Source organism: Rhizobium sp. NLR10b (assembly GCF_019685435.1).
In the GTDB taxonomy this organism is placed as follows: Bacteria; Pseudomonadota; Alphaproteobacteria; order Rhizobiales; family Rhizobiaceae; genus Rhizobium.
Map to the genome: position 1 here is coordinate 96,146 of NZ_JABDWV010000017.1, position 16,105 is coordinate 112,250.

Consider the following 16,105-nt stretch of genomic DNA (forward strand, 5'->3'; position numbering starts at 1 on the left):
CCACTCCCGACAAGATTGTAAGGGGGAAGACCTACAATCTTCGTTCACATGATTGCGATGACGGCGCCTTCGTCAGATCACGCCGCCATTGGCGCGCAGCGTCTGGCCATTGATCCAGCCGCCGTCCGGGCCGGCGAGAAAGGCGACCACGCAGGCAATGTCCTCAGGCGAGCCGAGCCGCTCCAGCGGGTTCATCTTCGCCATGCGGGCAATGAGTTCCTCCGTTTTGCAGTTGAGGAAAAGATCAGTAGCCACCGGCCCGGGCGCGATGGCATTGACCGTGATGTTACGGCCGCGCATCTCCTTGGCCATGATCGCCGTCAGCGTTTCGACGGCGGCCTTGGTGGCGGCGTAAACCCCGTAGGTTTCGAGCTTCAGCCCGACGACCGAAGTCGAAAAGTTGATGACCCTGCCGCCATCGCGCAGGCGCCGGGCCGCTTCCCTGAGCGTATTGAAAGTGCCCTTGAGATTGACGCCGATCTGGCGATCGAAGTTTTCGTCGTCAGCCTCGGCAAGCGACGACAGCATCATGATGCCGGCATTGTTGACGAGCACATCGACGCCGCCAAAGGCGTCTTCCGCAGCGTCGAACATCCGCCGGACGGCTTCAGCATCGCTGACATCCGCCTTGGCCGCCAGCGCCCTGCCGCCAGCCTGCTCGATCTCTCGGGCGAGGTCTTCGGCCGCGGCCGCACTGCCGGAATAGTTGACGACGACGGTGAAACCGTCTCTGGCGAGGCGTCTGGCAACGGCCGCGCCGATACCACGGGAAGCGCCGGTGACCAGTGCGATCTTGCTGTCTTTGTTGGAAGCCATTGTTCTTCTCCTTCTGCGCCGCAGCGCGTTTTCGATGAGAAGAAGATGAGCCTTTTCCTGCGGCGGATAATCGTGCATTCTCCGCCATCACTATCCGGGAAATACGAACAAAGAAGATGGACAGGTTCGATGCCATGCGTGTGTTCTGCCGCGTTGTAGAGCGCCGCAGCTTCACCCTCGCTGCGGGAGACACCGGCCTGCCGCGCTCGACCGTTACTGACGCTGTCAAGCAGCTCGAGGCCCGCCTCGGCGTGCGCCTGCTCCAGCGCACGACGCGCCATGTCAGCCCGACGCTCGACGGCGAGGCCTATTATCAGAGCTGCCTGTCGATCCTCGCCGACATCGAGAACGCGGAAGGGGCCTTTGCCGGCGCCAGACCGAAAGGCCTGCTGCGCGTCGATGTGCACGGCACGCTCGCGCGCTATTTCGTGCTGCCGAGCTTGCCGTCCTTTCTGGAGAGCTATCCCGAGATCGAGTTCTATATGAGCGAAGGCGATCGGCTGGTCGATCTGGTGCACGAAGGCATCGATTGCGTGCTGCGCGTCGGTACGCCTGCGGACAGCGACATGATCATCAGGCGTGTCGCCATGCTTGATGAGGTCACGCTCGCCTCTCCCGCCTATGTCGCCGCGCGCGGCCTGCCGCAGCATCCGGACCGGCTTGCCGGCCATCGCATGGTCGGCTTCCGCTCCAGCAGCGCGGACGGTCTGCTGCCGCTCGAATTCATCGTCGATGGCACGGTACACAAGCTAAGTATTCCCGCGGCCGTCACCGTCAACGCCGCCGAAAGCTATGTTGCTGCAGCGAGGATGGGCCTCGGCCTGATCCAGATCCCGCGCTACCACGCCGAAAAAGACCTGTCCGACGGCACGCTGGTCCACGTGCTCCCGGATTTTCCGCTGACCCCGACGCCGGTCTCCCTGCTCTATCCCCGCAACCGCCAGCTTTCGCCGCGCGTGCGCGTCTTCGTCGATTGGCTGGTGAAGGTCTTCGCTCGACAAAATTCCAAAAACACGCTTTGCTAATATGAGCGCTTGCGGGGAAGGGCCATGGCACTCAGCGATATCACCGTCTATCAGACGGAAGACGGTTTCGTCGTCGAATTCGGCGGTGAAGGCGAAGACAGCATTGCCGTAACGCTGCGAAGCGCAGCCCAACTGACTTCGGAAAATGCGGTCGCGCGCGCCAGGGCCCTGCTTGCGGCAGCAACCGAACCAGCCCATGGCGACGGCGCACGCAGCAAGGATCCGGCCTTGCTCGAAGAGGAGCTGGAGGAAGGTCTGGAAGATTCCTTCCCTGCCAGTGATCCGGTCTCGGTTACATCATCCTCGATCCCGATGCGTGATCCGAATGCCGGCCGCTGACGCGGCCGGCCTCATCAAATGGTTTTGGGATGACGGCGGCGGCAGCGAATGTTATCTGCCTCGGTTATGACCGATGGTGGAATGACAAAGAGCTCGATCGGCGCCGGCGCGCTTGCCGGCGAAGGCCTCAGGGCGTTTTTCGAGCGCGACGCGATCACTGTGGCCCGCGACCTGCTCGGCTGCCATCTCACAGTTCATGGCGCCGGCGGCCGCATCACCGAGACCGAAGCCTATTTCCCCGATGACGAAGCCTCGCACAGTTTTCGCGGCCCGACCAGGCGCAACGGCGCCATGTTCGGCCGGCCCGGCAATGTCTACATCTACCGCATCTACGGCATGTACTGGTGCCTGAACTTCGTCTGTCATCCGGGCTCGGCCGTGCTGATCCGGGCGCTCGAGCCGGAAACGGGAATTGCCGCCATGACGGAGCGGCGCGGCACCGATATGCTGACGGCGCTCTGCAGCGGCCCGGGCAAGCTCTGCCAGGCGCTCGGCATCGATATCGAAATCAACGACAGGCCGCTCGACCGCCCGCCCTATGCGCTGACACCGTCTGCGCCGGTGCCTGTCGTCTCGGGAAAACGCATCGGCATCACTAGAAATGCCGAAGCACCGTGGCGCTTCGGCATTCAGGGATCGCGATATCTCAGCAAACCGTTTCGCTAAGCAATTCCAGCAAAAGTGTGAAGCGGTTTTGCCAGGAAAAACCGGAAGCCGGCTTTCCCAGGGATTGCGTAAACGCTTGAAGTCTATTCCATGACCGCGCTGTGGTCGACGGCGGGCGCCGCCTTCGGCTTGCGCAGCAGCAGCGCCAGCGGGATGACCGCGAGCGACATCAGCATCAAGAGCTTGAAATCGTCCATATAGGCGATGATCGTCGATTGCAGGGTGATGATCTCGTTGAGCGAAGCACGGCCAGTGGCCGTCAGGGGGCTCAACCCTTGCGCCGCCATGGCGTTGAAGGCGTGGTTGAAAGGCGTCACATAGGCCGCGATCGACTCGTGATTGCTCTGCGTGTTCTCGACGATCAGTGCCGAGACGATCGAGATGCCGACCGCCGAACCGATGTTTCGCGACAGATTGTAGAGGCCGGTGCCGTCGCCACGCATTTGGGCGGGCAGCGTCGCGAAGGCAATCGTCGTCAGCGGCACGAAGAGAAAGCCGAGGCCGGCGCCCTGGATGAAGCCGACCGAGACGATCGTCCATTGCGAAACATCGGGCGTCCAGCCCGTCATGTCGTACATCGCCCAGGCGGTCAAGCCGAGGCCGAGCACCAGCAGCAAGCGCGTATCGACCTTGCCGATCAGCCGTCCGACAATGAACATGCAGAGCATGGTGCCGAGCCCGCGCGGACCCATGACGATGCCGGCGGTGATGACGGGATAGCCCATAAGCGTCTGCAGATAGGGGGTCATCAGCGCCAACGAGGCGAGATAGGTGACGCCAACAACGAAGATGAAGATCATGCTGACCGTGAAGTTCTGGTCGAGAAACAGCTTCGGATTAACGAAGGATTTCTCTGCCGTCAGCGTGTGCACCAGAAGCAGATAGAATGCCGCGGCGCAGACAATCGCTTCGACCATGATCTCGCCCGAGGAGAACCAGTCGAGCTGTTCGCCGCGATCGAGGAAGAGCTGCAGCGCGGCGATGAACAGGCTCATCATTCCGAAACCGAACCAGTCCAGCTTGGCGAGCAGATCCCGCTTGGTCTCGGTGACGAAGACGACGATGCCCATGAAGGCGAGCGCGCCGATCGGCACGTTGATGTAGAACACCCAACGCCAGCTGATATTGTCGGTCAGCCAGCCGCCGATGACCGGGCCGAGCACCGGCCCGACCATGACCGAGACGCCGAAAAGCGCCATGGCCGAACCGCGTTCCTCGACAGAATAGATGTCGAGAAGGATGCCCTGGGAAAGCGGCACCAGCGATGCGCCGAACAGGCCCTGCAACAGGCGGAAGGCGACGATCTGGTTCAGCGATTGCGCAAGGCCGCAGAGAACGGAGGCGGCCACGAAGCCGGCGATGGCGACGAGCAGCACGCGCTTGCGGCCGAATTTCGCGGCGAGGAAACCGGAGGGCGGCGTCATGATCGCCGCCGCGACGATATAGGAAGTGAGCACCCAATTGATCTGGTCGGCGGAGGCAGACACGCTGCCCTGGATATAGGGCAGCGCCACGTTGGCGATCGTCGTGTCCAGCGCCTGCATGATGACGGCGAGGATGACGCAGGCCGTGATCGCGCCGCGATTGGCGACCGAGGTCGCCGGAGATGCCAGAGCCTCACTCATGGTCCTCGCCCTGAGGCCGGCCCAGAAGCGTGTTGACGAAGTCGGGCAGGCCTCTGATATGGCCGGTATCGATGTCGACGACCGTGCTCATGCCGACGCGCAGCGGCGGCTTGCCTGCGGCATCCTCGATGCTGACGCGCATCGGAATGCGCTGCACGACCTTCACCCAGTTGCCGGTGGTGTTCTGCGCCGGCAGCAGCGAGAAGCTGGAGCCGGAGGCCGGGCTGATGCTCTCGACCTTACCCTTCCACGTCACGCCGGGATAGGTGTCGACGTAGATCTCGGCGGTCTGACCTGCTTTGACATAGGTCAGCTCGGTTTCCTTCGGGCTGGCGGCGATCCACACATGATCGGTGGCGACAAGCGAGAAGGCCTGCTGCGAGGCCTGCAGGTAGGAGCCGACCTGAAGCGCGTTGACATTGGTGACGATGCCGTCGAACGGCGCCTTGACAACACTGTGGTCGAGTTCGCGCTGGGCGTTGTCGACCTGCGATTTGGCCTGCAGATAGAGCGGGTTTTCCTCGACCGGCTGGTCGGCGCTGCCGCCGAGCTGGGCGAGCGTCGTTGCTGCTTCCGCCTTGGCGACGGCAACCTTCTGCTGAGCGGCCTCCAGATTGTGCTTGGCCTCGTCGTAGGCCGACTGCGTCGCGCTGCCGTTGTTGACGAGGGCCTGCTGCCGGTCGAACTGATCCTGGTAATAGGGCAGATCGGCCTGCGCCTGGGTGATCTCGGCGAGAGACTGCTGATAGCTCGCCTTGAGGTTCATGATCTGGTTGCGCTGCGCGCCGAGCTGCGCCTTGGCGCCGTCGAGCGCGATTTTGAAGGAATCGGCCCTCAGGCTGAACAGCACCTGCCCCGCCTTGACCGCCTCGTTCTCATGCACGTCGATCTGATCGACGATGCCGGAGACATCGGTGGTGACCCCGACCATGTCGGCCTGGATGTAGGCGTTGTCGGTCGACATCACCTGGCCGCCATTGACGTAATAATAGCCGCCGACGACGAGCGCCACCGGCAGGAGCGCGAACAGGATCGGCCGCGTGAGACTGCGCCGGCGGCGGACCTTGCTACCGCCAGGCGCAGCCACGGCAGCAGCCGGCGCTGAATTGGATGAAGGCGCTTCGGCTACCGTTTCCTGCTGTTTCGCTTCATTTTCTTCAACAGGTGACTTGGCATTGGCATCGGCAACGACGCGGAGGGGAGATTGATCAGCCATCGTTCATCTCATTCTCGTCAACCGGGGTCCTGCATGCCTGGACCAGGTTGGTCTTCATTACGGACAGGATGTGGAAAAGCTGCTCGCGCTGCTCGGCTGAGACCCCGTCCAGTGCCTCTGCGCGGGTGACATCGCCAAGTTCGCGCATTTCGGCGAGCAGGGGATGCGCCTCGTCGCGCATGTAGAGCAGCCAGATCCGCCGGTCGGTCGGATGCTGGCGGCGTTCGATGAGCCCACGTTCGGCGAGCTTGTCGAGAATGCGCACCAGCGTGATCGGCTCGACTTCGAGAATCTCGGCAAGGCCGCTCTGGTGGATGCCCTCGTTGTTCGAGAGATAGGCGAGCGTCTGCCATTGCGACCGCGTCAGGCCGAGGCATTTCGCGCGTTGCTCGAACCGCTTGCGCAGCAGCCGTGCGACGTCGTGCAGAAGGAAACCGAGTGTGGGCGTGGCGTTCATGGAAACCTATGCCGGATATTTATAAGCATACTTATGATATGGCCACATATATTGAGCACAGATGCCTGCACAAGAGCGCAAGCCGGCGATTCCGCAACCCCGGCCAAAATGCCGCAGGCCGCGGCCGGGCGCTTGCCGTCCCTCACAGCTTTAGGCTCGAACGGTAGCCGTGGCATCGCCCGGCCCTAGTTTCAGGCAAAGAACCACCCGCTGAAATGGCCTGGAGGGCCCATGGCGTTCTTCGAAAGCATGCTGACGCTGCTCTTGGTGGCGATCATCTTCCTGCAATTCTCCAGGAAGTTCCGTGTTCCTTATCCGACCATGCTGGCGATCGCCGGCATCATTGTCGCTGCCTTCCCATGGGCTCCGGAGGTGGCGATCGATCCCAGGCTGGCGCTGGCGCTTTTCATCGCACCCGTACTTTTCGATGCCGCGTACGATTTGCCGCCGAGGACGTTGAGGCGCAACTGGCTGCCACTCTTTTCGCTCGCCGCAATCGCCGTCATTTTGACGGCCGCGGCCGTCACAGCCGTCGGCGTCGCAATGGCCGGCCTGCCGCTTGCCGTGGCCGTCGCACTCGGCGCTATCGTCGCCCCACCGGACGCGGTTGCGGCGACCGTCATGCTCGACCGTTTCAATCTGCCGCGCCAGACCTATGTAATCCTCAAGGGCGAGAGCCTGCTCAATGACGCAGTCGCCCTCCTCATCTTCAGCGCCGCAGTGGCGGCCGCCACCAATCCCGCCTTCTTCACCGGCATTCTGGCAGAATTGACGCTGGCAGCGCCGGGCGGTCTCATCCTCGGCTATCTTCTCGGCCGTCTCTACATGATCGTTGGTCTGAAGCTCGCCGGCACGCTCGGCGGCACGCTGCTCGAGTTCGTCGCCACCTTCGGCACGTGGATCATTGCCGAGCGACTGCACCTTTCGGCGATCCTGGCGATCGTCGCATATGCCATGGTGATCGCCCGCTACATGCCGGAGCGGCAGACGGCCCGGCATCGCATTCATTCCTATTCGGTTTGGGAAGCCGCGGTTTTCCTGCTTAACGTGCTCGCCTTCCTACTGATGGGCTTGCAGGTCCGCCAGATCGTCCTCGATCTCGATCCCGGCCGCCTGAATTTTGCCATGACCTTGGCAGCCGCGGTCTTCGTCACTGTCATTGTCGTGCGCCTGGCCTGGGTGCTCGTCTATAACCGCGCCATCACCTTTCTTGCCGAGCGCGGTCTCACGACACAAGCCGCTCCCACGTTTGCCGCGAGCCTACTTGCCGGCTGGTGCGGCATGCGCGGTCTCGTAACATTGGCAACTGCGCTCGCCCTGCCGATCGACTTCCATGATCGCGATATCATCCTGCTCAGCGCGCTGGCCGTCGTTCTCGGCACGCTCATCGTCCAGGGATTGACGCTCGGGCCGCTGATCCGCTTCCTGAAATTCGATCCGGACACATCCCTGAACCGCGACATCACCAAAGCCCGCGTGGCATTGATCGACGCGGCGCTTGCCGAGCTTGAAGGTCAAGACAAATCGACCCGCATTCTGCGTGACGTCTATACCTCCGAGCGCGAGATCGCCGCCGACGGCAAACACCCGCGCGAGGTCAGCAGGCTCGACAAACAGCGCCGCAATGTCATCGGTGCGAAACGCCGCAAACTGGCCGCGATGCGCCGCGCCGGCGAGATCGACGACGACGTCTTTCATATGCTGGAACAGGAGCTTGATTGGGCTGAGCTTGCCGTTCTGCCGCCCGGTCGAGATGAGATCGTCGAAAGCTGATGCCGTTCCATGAAGTTCACGGATTCCGGAAAAGCGAATAATTGGCATTTGCTATTTTTTGTCGCTGCCGCTTATATCCCGTTCCATAGCGTTTCGATTTTCCATTGTGCATCGCATACCGGCTTTCCCTTCCAACGATTGAACGCCGGGGAAATCACGGGAGCCCGAGGCTTTCGTTCAAAGCAACAAGACATGAATAGCATCACTTCATCTTAAGTTCGGTGGCAGTCGATCGGCCGCCGCGATTGGAGGGACCGATATGACTTTCGCGCTTCGACGGAAATTGTTGCTCGCCTGCATCGCCACGTTCATGCCTATGGTCGCGATGGCGCAGGGCGCACCGTCCGCCCCTCCCCCTGTCACGGTCGCGAAGCCGGTGGTGCGCGATGTCATCGACAATGACGAATTCATCGGCCGTTTCCAGCCGGTCGACGAAGTCTCCGTGCGTTCGCGCGTCGGCGGCTACCTGCAGGAAGTTCATTTCGAAGATGGCGCCCTGGTCAAGCAGGGCGACCTGCTCTTCGTCATCGACCAGCGGCCGTTCGTCACCGCGCTCAGCCAAGCGAAGGCCGCGCTCGAAGCGTCGCAGTCCACCCTTGTTTTCGCCGACGCTCAGTACAAGCGCGCCCAGTCGCTCGCTTCGAGTGGCAGCCAATCCGCACAGACGCTGGACGATCGCCGCCGTGAATTCGATTCCGCCCAGGCCAATGTCCGCGGCGCTCAGGCCGCCGCCGACCGCGCGGCGCTCGACCTCGAATATACCGAGATCAGGGCGCCACTGAGCGGCCGCATCGACCGCCGCCTGCTCTCGACCGGCAATCTCGTGCAGGCCGACCAGACGGTGCTCACCACGATCGTCTCGCTCGACCCGATCGACTTCTATTTCGACGTCGACGAGCGCCGCCTGCTGAATTTCGCCGACACCGCACGCAAGCAGGGCAAGGATCTGCAGCTCGGCGGCGGCGGCGTCGATGTATCCGTCACGATCTCCGACCCCACCGCCAAACCTTTCATGGGAAAGCTCGATTTCGCCGAGAACCGGGTCGACAATGAGAGCGGCACCATCCGCATCCGCGCCCGCCTTGCAAATCCCGACCTCGTCCTGCAGCCGGGCCTGTTCGGCCGTGTGCAGGTCGCAGCCTCCAATACCTACAAGGCCATTCTCGTTCCCGATGAGGCGATCGGCTCGGACCAGAACGAACGCGTCGTCTATGTCGTCGACGCGCAAGGCAAGGTTTCGACCAAGCCGGTGCGGCCCGGACCTCGGCTCTACGGCTATCGCGTCATCCGCGAAGGTCTCGACGGCACCGAGACGATCATCGTCAACGGCCTGATGCGGGCGCGGCCGGGTTCGACCATCACGCCGCAGATGAGCGAACTGCCGCAGGAGCGGCAGGACACGCCCCCCGAATCCGCAAACGCGGAGAGCGGACAATGAGATTCGCCCATTTCTTCGTGGACCGGCCGATTTTTGCGGCCGTCATCTCGATCCTCTTTCTCGTCGTCGGCGGCATCGCCTATACGCAGCTGCCGGTCTCTCAATATCCGGAGATCGCGCCGCCGACCATCGTCGTGCGCACCTCCTATCCTGGTGCCGACCCGCAGACCATCGCCGATACCGTTTCGACCCCGCTCGAACAGCAGATCAACGGCGTCGAAGACATGCTGTACATGTCGTCCTATTCCAGCGCCGACGGCGCCATGTCGCTGACGATCACCTTCAAGCTCGGCACCGATCTCGACAAGGTGCAGGTGCTGGTCCAGAACCGCGTTTCCATCGCGCTGCCCCGTCTTCCCGAGGAGGTTCAGCGGCTCGGCGTGACCACCGACAAGAGCTCGCCCGACCTGATGATGGTGGTGCACCTCCTGTCGCCGTCGCATCGTTATGACCAGCTTTACGTCTCGAACTATGCCCGCAACCGCATCCGTGACGTGCTCGTGCGCCTCGACGGCGTCGGCGATGTGCAGATCTTCGGCGAACGGCAGTATTCGATGCGCATCTGGCTGGATCCGGAAAAACTCTCCGCCTATGGCATGACCTCGGATGACGTCGTCTCCGCCCTGAGGGACCAGAACGTACAGGTCTCCGGCGGCAAGATCGGCGCGCCGCCGGTGACCGGCAGGAACGCCTTCGAATATACGGTGCGAACGGATGGGCGTTTCTCCGATGTGCGCGAGTTCCGCTATGTCATCGTCAAATCGACGGGGGCGGGCCGGCTCGTACAGTTGCAGGATGTCGCCCGCATCGAACTCGGCGCGCAGGACTACGTCACCAACAGCTACCTCAACAACGACCCTGCGGTCGCTCTCGGCATTTTCGCCCGGCCGGGAACCAACGCTCTCGATACGGCCCACCAGGTCCAGACGCTGATGAAGGATATCTCCCAGAGTTTCCCGGAGGGCCTGGAATATCGCATCGTCTACGACACGACCGAATTCATCTCGGATTCGATCGATGAGGTCTACAGAACCATCGCCGAAGCGGCCATCCTGGTGGCGATCGTCGTTCTCGTCTTCCTGCAATCCTGGCGGACCGCGATCATCCCGATCGTCGCCATCCCAGTGTCGCTGATCGGCACCTTCGCTATCCTGCTCGCCTTCGGTTTCTCGCTCAATATGCTGACGCTGTTCGGCCTGGTGCTCGCCATCGGCATCGTCGTCGACGACGCGATCGTGGTGGTGGAAAACGTCGAGCGCAATCTGGCGCGCGGCATGACGCCGAAGCAGGCGTCACACGTGACGATGGACGAAGTCGGCACCGCTGTGGTGGCGATCTCGCTGGTGCTGATCGCGGTCTTCGTGCCGACGGCCTTCATTCCGGGCATATCAGGTCAGTTCTACAGGCAGTTCGCCGTGACGATCTCGGTCACCACTGCGATATCGGCCTTGAACTCCCTGACGCTTTCGCCCGCCCTTGCCGGCATATTGCTGAAAGCCCACGATCACGAGACGAAGCGCAAAAGCATTGCCTCACGCCTGGGCACCGGTCTTGCAAACGGCTTCAATCGCGGCTTCGACCGGATGAGCTCCGGCTATTCGTGGACCGTCCGGCACCTGGTCGGCAGCTGGATAGGCTTGACCTGCTCGATGCTCGCCTTCGCCGGCCTGCTCGGCGCGACCTGGTACATGACCACCCGGGTGCCCTCGGGTTTCATCCCGACCATGGACCAGGGTTACGCGATCGTTGTGGTGCAGCTTCCGGACGGCGCCTCACTGGCGCGGACTGATGCCGTCGTCAAACAGGTGGGCGACATCGCCCGAACCGTGCCCGGCGTCGGCAATGCCGTGCAGTTTGCCGGTTTCAGCGGAGCGACCTTCACCAATGCCTCGAATGCGGGGGTCGTCTTCGTTCCGTTCAAATCCTTCGCCGAACGCGAGGAAGGCGGAGAAAACGCCAACAAGATCATCGGCGAGCTCTTCGGCAAGCTGCAGAGCATCCAGGAAGCCTTCATCATCGCAATCCCGCCGCCATCCGTGCGCGGCGTCGGAAACTCCGGCGGCTTCAAGATGCAGATTTCCGATCTCGAAAATCCCGACATGACGCGCGTGCTGGGCCTTGCCCGCCAGATGATGGGGGCGGCGGCAACGACCGAAGGGCTGACCGGCGTCTTTACGACCTTCTCCGATGCCAGCCCGCAATATTTCCTGTCGATCGACCGCGACAAGGCGCGCTTCCTGAACGTGCCGATCCCCAATATCTTCAACGCGCTTTCGATCAACCTCGGCGTCGCCTACGTGAACGATTTCAACGCGTTCGGCCGCGTCTACCAGGTTCGCGCCCAGGCCGACCGGCAATACCGCATGGACAGGGAGGATATTCTCGCCCTGAAAGTACGCTCGGCGACTGGCGCACTGGTTCCTCTCGGAACCCTGATGGACATTCAGGATTCCAGCGGCCCGGCGCTCGTCCAGCGCTACAACATGTATGTCTCGGTGCCGCTTCAGGGCAATCCGACGCCCGGCACCTCGACGGGCGACGCGCTGAAGAAGATGGAGGAGCTGGCGGCCAAGATCCTTCCGCCGGGGACGACCTTCGAATGGACGGAACTCGCCTATCAGGAAACACATACCGGCAACACCGCCGTCTACATCTTCGCCCTCTCCGTCATTTTCGTCTTCCTGGCGCTGGCGGCCCAATATGAAAGCTGGGTTCTGCCACTCGCGATCATTCTCATCGTCCCGCTTGCCGTGCTCGCCGCACTGATCGGGGTCTCGCTGAGAGGAATGGACAACAACGTCCTGACGCAGATCGGCCTGATCGTCCTGATCGGCCTTGCGGCCAAGAACGCCATTCTGATCGTCGAGTTCGCCAGGCAGGCGGAAGAGGAAGGAAAAACGCCAGTGGAGGCCGCCATCGAGGCGAGCCACCTTCGCCTGCGCCCAATCCTGATGACGGCATTCGCCTTCATCTTCGGCGTTCTGCCGCTCGCCATCGCCACCGGCCCCGGCGCCGAGATGCGCCAGTCGCTCGGCACCGCCGTCTTTTCGGGCATGCTCGGGGTGACGCTCTTCGGCCTGTTCCTGACGCCGGTCTTCTATGTCGTTCTGCGCGGCTGGCGCCGCAGCCGGCCGGCTGAAAGGCCGGTCGAAGCCGCCCCGGCCCAAAGCGAGACGGTCTGATCACGGTGTCATACAGCCTCCCGGTGGGATGATGTCAGGTGGAAAACAGATGCACCCGGCCCTGCCAGAACCGGGCAACGGTCAGCCTACCGCTGCGAAAGGCGCGCGTATCGAGATTGAGCCGCCTCGGGCGAATGTCGGGCTCGTCGCTGGGCGTGTGGCCGTGGACGACGAGTTTCGGCAAGGGAACCCTGCTTTCAAGAAAGCGGTGGCGGATGAGGACCAGGTCCTCATCCGTCTGTGCGGAGAGCGGCAGCATCGGGTCGATGCCGGCGTGCACGAACACCACGCTCGGTGTGTCCAGCATGATGGGCAGCGCTCGCATGAAATCGAGATGCGTATGCGGCAGAGACTGCCGCAGAAAGGCGTCGAGCTGCACGCCGGAGGGAAAGACGAGCGGCAGATGCTCCGGATCGAGGCCATAGGATTTAAGCGATTCCGCTGACCCCATCCGCATCCAGTCGTCATAAGGGAGCCAGCCGTCGACATAGTCGAGCATGGCGATCTCGTGATTGCCGGCAAGGCATATGCGGTCGAAACCATCAGGCGGCGGCTCGATGAGGTGAGCGATGACCTGCGCCGATTCCAGACCCCGGTCGATATAGTCACCCAGTGTCACGATCAGCTTTTGCCCGGGCAATCGCGCGCCATCTTGCAGGATCGCCTCCTCAGCTTTTAAAAGCAGATCGTAGCGGCCGTGAATGTCGCCGATCGCATAAGTTGGAATCTCGGCGATATCCAGCGTCAGACGCGGTCTCGGCTGGCGCCCCATTTTCCAAACCTCGCTATGGCGAGCAAGTGCTTCACCCATCATGTTCCTCAATTGGATAGCCCCGGTTAACCATAAGTAGAGTGGAGGGCGAGGCGATCAAGTTGGTGAGAAAATTCGAAGCGTCCGGTTTTTCTGGAAAAACCGTTCTTATCATTCGAAGGAAAATCCCTCAATCCTGTCATCCTTCGACGAAAGAGTGAGCGATGGGAACGTTATCGCAGTTTCAAGACCGTCTGAGGCCGCCGGCCCGCCGCATCGAAAACGAAGAGGAGGCCGTATCCACGGCTCGCAACCTCGCCGACACATTCCGTCATCAGGCAAACGAGCGCGATATCAACCGCATCCTGCCTTTTGCCGAGCTCGACGCGCTGTCGATATCGGGACTGACGGCAATCTCTGTTCCGCCCGAACATGAAGGGCTCGACGTGTCGAACGCCCTGCTTGCCGAAATCATCGCGATCATTGCCGAGGCCGACGCCTCGATTGGCGAGACACTGGAAAATCACTTTTCCGTACTGGAAACCCTCCGTACCCAGGCGGCCGAGGATCTGAAAGCATCGCTGTTTGCCCGTGTGCTGCTCGGCGACCGCTTCGCCGGCGCAACCGTCGCCGACGGCAGCGAGCTGTCGGTCGACGGACCGGGGTACCGTTTGAGCGGGCGGATGCGGCCGGCGCCCGGTATTCTCTATGCCGATTGGATTGCCGCTGCCCTCACACTTCCGCCCGGCCGCCCTGTGACGCTCTACCTCAGCCGCAACAGCGGGGACGTGCAAGTGGTCGATGATTGGGACGGTTTCGGCCAGCGCACCAATGGATCGGCAACGACGCTCGCCGGCGCAGTGCATGTCGATGCCGGCACGATCGCGCCGGCCCCGTCGTCCGGTTCGACGGGCGTTTCGCTCGGCCTGCTGCTCAAGGCTGGAGTGGCCCTCGGCATCGCGCGGGCCGCCTGGGCCGACCTGATGACAGCCATTGGCGATCATACCGTCTCCCGCTCCCGGCTCGGCGAACACGCCGTCGGCATCGAAATCACAGCGGCAGCTCTGGAGCGAGCGGGCCGCAAACTCGATATCGCCCAGGTCAATCCTGTAGAGGCTGCGATGGCGGATGCCTATTTTTCCGCCTCGGCGGCCGCGATCACTGCCGGAGAGACGGCCCTCAACGCCGCAAACGCACTGTTTGAGCTCGCGGGCGAAGCGTCAACCGGCATAGGCCTTAATCTCGACCGCCATTGGCGCAATGCACGCATCCACGCGCTGTCGCTGCCTCGCGATCGATTGCTGGACCGCGCCGGCGACCATATGTCGAGATGAGCCCTGAACGACACAGCATGGCGCTTTAGACCGTATGAAATCGAAACGTCTCAGCTGGCGGCGGAGATCGGCAATTCGTCCCCGGTGTCTTCAATGCGGCCGCCGGCTGCGACGAATTGGTCGAGGGTCATATTGTCCAGAATGGCGGCGATCGCATCCCGAACATCGGTCATCGAACGCCGCACCTGACAGGTTTCCGGGTCGGCGCAGTCGTCGCAGGCCTCGTAAGCCGTCCGGCTGGCGCAGCGGATCGGCGCCAGCGGCCCATCGAGCGTGCGGATGACATGGCCGATGCGGATCTCGGAAGCCGGCCGCGAGAGAGAATACCCGCCGCCAGGCCCCTTTTTTGAACGCAGGATACCGACATTGCGCAGCTCGAGCAGGATCGTGTCGAGAAACTTCTTCGGAATATTGTTGCGCGCCGCGACGTCATTGATGAAGGCAGTCTCGCCCGGCGCCAGGCGCGCCAGATCGACCAGTGCCTTCAGGCCGTATTTTCCCTTCTTCGTCAGCATTGTCGTCGCCTTTTGAAAACCGCAATATTTGCCCGTCAATAGCAGGCAAATAACGTCGAAAGCGTGAAGATACAACAAAATAGCTAATTTTTATAGCTTGTATCGGCAACGTCCACGGCCGGCTGGCAGTCATGCGAAGAACAGGCTTGCCGTGCTGCTCATTGCGCCAGCTTCGATCAAATCGTCTTCAGCATGCCGCCATCGACGAAATAGGTCGATCCGATGCAGTAACTCGCCCTCTCCGAACTCAGAAAGACGAAGACGTTCGCCAGTTCCTCCGGCGTGCCGAAGCGTTTGGAGGCAGCATGCTCATTGGCAACGCTTTGCAGGTACCCTTCCCAGTTTCCGCCGCTTTCGGCCGTCAGCTGCTTGGCGGTCTTGATCCAGTCGGGCGTCAGGATCAGGCCGGCATTGATGCAGTTGACGCGGATATTGTCCTGGATGAGCTCGGTCGAGAGCGTCTTTGAAAACATCATCAGCGCCGATTTGCTGACATTGTAGATCGGTTCGTACCAGAGCGGCTGGACGGCGCAGATCGAGGCATTGTGCAGGATCACCCCGCCGCCTCGCTTCTTCATCTGCGGTGCGATGCCGCGCGCAAGCCTCACGGCGGCCATCACGTGCAGGTCCCAATAGGCCTGCCATTTCTCATCAGGCGCCTCCATGACGGTCTCGTTCGATCCGGTGCCGGCATTATTGATGAGGATATCGGCGCCACCCTTTTCGGCAGCCGCGGCAATGATCGCCTCCGTTCCCGCAGCCGTCGCGACGTCGGCGGCGACGGCGGTGGCGCTGACGCCGAATTTCTCGGCAATGCGGGCGCCCTCCGCCTCCAGCCGTTCGCCGCCACGCGCAGCCAGCACGAGGTCCACGCCCTCAGCCGCCAGCCCTTCGGCGATCGCCAGTCCGATGCCGACCGACGCACCCGTTATGACGGCGATCTTACCCTTCAATCCCAGATCCATGTC

14 protein-coding genes are annotated in these 16,105 nt (G+C 62.2%); 7 read left to right on the forward strand and 7 right to left on the reverse strand.

The annotated features are described in order from the left end of the window. Window positions 1–72 precede the first annotated feature (72 nt). Window positions 73–816 carry an SDR family oxidoreductase gene (locus HJB91_RS25230; RefSeq protein ID WP_221156061.1) on the reverse strand — a complete coding sequence of 248 codons (744 nt, stop codon included), beginning with the start codon at window positions 814–816 and terminating at the stop codon, window positions 73–75. Window positions 817–932: 116 nt separating this feature from the next. Between HJB91_RS25230 and HJB91_RS25235 the strand changes: the two genes are divergently transcribed. From HJB91_RS25235 to HJB91_RS25245, 3 genes are read left to right on the forward strand one after another with little or no spacing between them, the layout of a single operon-like run. Further along, window positions 933–1,841 carry a LysR family transcriptional regulator gene (locus HJB91_RS25235; protein ID WP_221156062.1) on the forward strand — a complete coding sequence of 303 codons (909 nt, stop codon included), beginning with the start codon at window positions 933–935 and terminating at the stop codon, window positions 1,839–1,841. A gap of 24 nt (window positions 1,842–1,865) precedes the next feature. Next, entirely contained in the window at window positions 1,866–2,180 is a 315-nt protein-coding gene (locus HJB91_RS25240) for a hypothetical protein (RefSeq protein WP_210630058.1), read from the forward strand. Between the two features lie 48 nt (window positions 2,181–2,228). Beyond that, complete coding sequence (locus HJB91_RS25245; protein ID WP_210630056.1) at window positions 2,229–2,846, forward strand: DNA-3-methyladenine glycosylase; 618 nt, start codon at window positions 2,229–2,231, stop codon at window positions 2,844–2,846. Between the two features lie 83 nt (window positions 2,847–2,929). Here HJB91_RS25245 and HJB91_RS25250 read toward each other — a convergent pair whose 3' ends face one another. From HJB91_RS25250 to HJB91_RS25260, 3 genes are read right to left on the reverse strand one after another with little or no spacing between them, the layout of a single operon-like run. Next, window positions 2,930–4,471, reverse strand: coding sequence for a DHA2 family efflux MFS transporter permease subunit (locus HJB91_RS25250; RefSeq protein ID WP_221156063.1), 1,542 nt, complete (start codon window positions 4,469–4,471; stop codon window positions 2,930–2,932). Next, complete coding sequence (locus tag HJB91_RS25255; protein ID WP_221156064.1) at window positions 4,464–5,687, reverse strand: HlyD family secretion protein; 1,224 nt, start codon at window positions 5,685–5,687, stop codon at window positions 4,464–4,466. Before HJB91_RS25255 ends, HJB91_RS25250 begins: the two co-directional genes overlap by 8 nt. Beyond that, complete coding sequence (locus HJB91_RS25260) at window positions 5,680–6,144, reverse strand: MarR family winged helix-turn-helix transcriptional regulator (protein ID WP_210630051.1); 465 nt, start codon at window positions 6,142–6,144, stop codon at window positions 5,680–5,682. The genes HJB91_RS25255 and HJB91_RS25260 overlap by 8 nt, the downstream gene beginning before the upstream one ends. A 231-nt stretch (window positions 6,145–6,375) precedes the next feature. Between HJB91_RS25260 and HJB91_RS25265 the strand changes: the two genes are divergently transcribed. The 3 genes from HJB91_RS25265 (at window position 6,376) to HJB91_RS25275 (ending at window position 12,537) form a co-directional block, all read left to right on the forward strand. After that, window positions 6,376–7,917, forward strand: a complete 1,542-nt coding sequence (locus HJB91_RS25265) for a sodium:proton antiporter (RefSeq protein WP_210630049.1) — start codon at window positions 6,376–6,378, stop codon at window positions 7,915–7,917. Between the two features lie 259 nt (window positions 7,918–8,176). Beyond that, window positions 8,177–9,355 (forward strand): efflux RND transporter periplasmic adaptor subunit, encoded by a 1,179-nt coding sequence (locus HJB91_RS25270; RefSeq protein ID WP_210630048.1) that lies wholly within the window; start codon window positions 8,177–8,179, stop codon window positions 9,353–9,355. Further along, window positions 9,352–12,537, forward strand: a complete 3,186-nt coding sequence (locus HJB91_RS25275) for an efflux RND transporter permease subunit (protein WP_210630046.1) — start codon at window positions 9,352–9,354, stop codon at window positions 12,535–12,537. The genes HJB91_RS25270 and HJB91_RS25275 overlap by 4 nt, the downstream gene beginning before the upstream one ends. A 34-nt stretch (window positions 12,538–12,571) precedes the next feature. On the opposite strand, the gene HJB91_RS25280 is transcribed toward HJB91_RS25275, so the two are convergent. Then, on the reverse strand, window positions 12,572–13,309 hold the full coding sequence (locus HJB91_RS25280) for a metallophosphoesterase (RefSeq protein WP_409079594.1): 738 nt from the start codon (window positions 13,307–13,309) through the stop codon (window positions 12,572–12,574). Window positions 13,310–13,512: 203 nt separating this feature from the next. On the opposite strand from HJB91_RS25280, the gene HJB91_RS25285 reads away from it, so the two are divergent. Next, complete coding sequence (locus tag HJB91_RS25285) at window positions 13,513–14,622, forward strand: acyl-CoA dehydrogenase family protein (RefSeq protein ID WP_221156066.1); 1,110 nt, start codon at window positions 13,513–13,515, stop codon at window positions 14,620–14,622. A gap of 50 nt (window positions 14,623–14,672) precedes the next feature. Here the strand turns inward: HJB91_RS25285 and HJB91_RS25290 are convergent, their stop codons facing one another. Both HJB91_RS25290 and HJB91_RS25295 read right to left on the reverse strand, forming a co-directional pair. After that, window positions 14,673–15,137, reverse strand: a complete 465-nt coding sequence (locus HJB91_RS25290) for an Rrf2 family transcriptional regulator (RefSeq protein WP_085780172.1) — start codon at window positions 15,135–15,137, stop codon at window positions 14,673–14,675. Between the two features lie 176 nt (window positions 15,138–15,313). Beyond that, window positions 15,314–16,102 (reverse strand): SDR family NAD(P)-dependent oxidoreductase, encoded by a 789-nt coding sequence (locus tag HJB91_RS25295; protein WP_210630041.1) that lies wholly within the window; start codon window positions 16,100–16,102, stop codon window positions 15,314–15,316. Window positions 16,103–16,105 lie beyond the last annotated feature (3 nt).

What these genes read in the sequence shown, in the direction of transcription:
- HJB91_RS25265 (WP_210630049.1), top strand. Translation starts at nt 6,376, where the DNA reads ATGGCGTTCTTCGAAAGCATGCTGACGCTGCTCTTGGTGGCGATCATC.
- HJB91_RS25290 (WP_085780172.1), bottom strand. Translation starts at nt 15,137, where the DNA reads ATGCTGACGAAGAAGGGAAAATACGGCCTGAAGGCACTGGTCGATCTG.
- HJB91_RS25295 (WP_210630041.1), bottom strand. Translation starts at nt 16,102, where the DNA reads ATGGATCTGGGATTGAAGGGTAAGATCGCCGTCATAACGGGTGCGTCG.
- HJB91_RS25245 (WP_210630056.1), top strand. Translation starts at nt 2,229, where the DNA reads ATGTTATCTGCCTCGGTTATGACCGATGGTGGAATGACAAAGAGCTCG.
- HJB91_RS25275 (WP_210630046.1), top strand. Translation starts at nt 9,352, where the DNA reads ATGAGATTCGCCCATTTCTTCGTGGACCGGCCGATTTTTGCGGCCGTC.
- HJB91_RS25230 (WP_221156061.1), bottom strand. Translation starts at nt 816, where the DNA reads ATGGCTTCCAACAAAGACAGCAAGATCGCACTGGTCACCGGCGCTTCC.
- HJB91_RS25240 (WP_210630058.1), top strand. Translation starts at nt 1,866, where the DNA reads ATGGCACTCAGCGATATCACCGTCTATCAGACGGAAGACGGTTTCGTC.
- HJB91_RS25280 (WP_409079594.1), bottom strand. Translation starts at nt 13,309, where the DNA reads ATGGGGCGCCAGCCGAGACCGCGTCTGACGCTGGATATCGCCGAGATT.
- HJB91_RS25285 (WP_221156066.1), top strand. Translation starts at nt 13,513, where the DNA reads ATGGGAACGTTATCGCAGTTTCAAGACCGTCTGAGGCCGCCGGCCCGC.
- HJB91_RS25260 (WP_210630051.1), bottom strand. Translation starts at nt 6,144, where the DNA reads ATGAACGCCACGCCCACACTCGGTTTCCTTCTGCACGACGTCGCACGG.
- HJB91_RS25270 (WP_210630048.1), top strand. Translation starts at nt 8,177, where the DNA reads ATGACTTTCGCGCTTCGACGGAAATTGTTGCTCGCCTGCATCGCCACG.
- HJB91_RS25255 (WP_221156064.1), bottom strand. Translation starts at nt 5,687, where the DNA reads ATGGCTGATCAATCTCCCCTCCGCGTCGTTGCCGATGCCAATGCCAAG.
- HJB91_RS25235 (WP_221156062.1), top strand. Translation starts at nt 933, where the DNA reads ATGGACAGGTTCGATGCCATGCGTGTGTTCTGCCGCGTTGTAGAGCGC.
- HJB91_RS25250 (WP_221156063.1), bottom strand. Translation starts at nt 4,471, where the DNA reads ATGAGTGAGGCTCTGGCATCTCCGGCGACCTCGGTCGCCAATCGCGGC.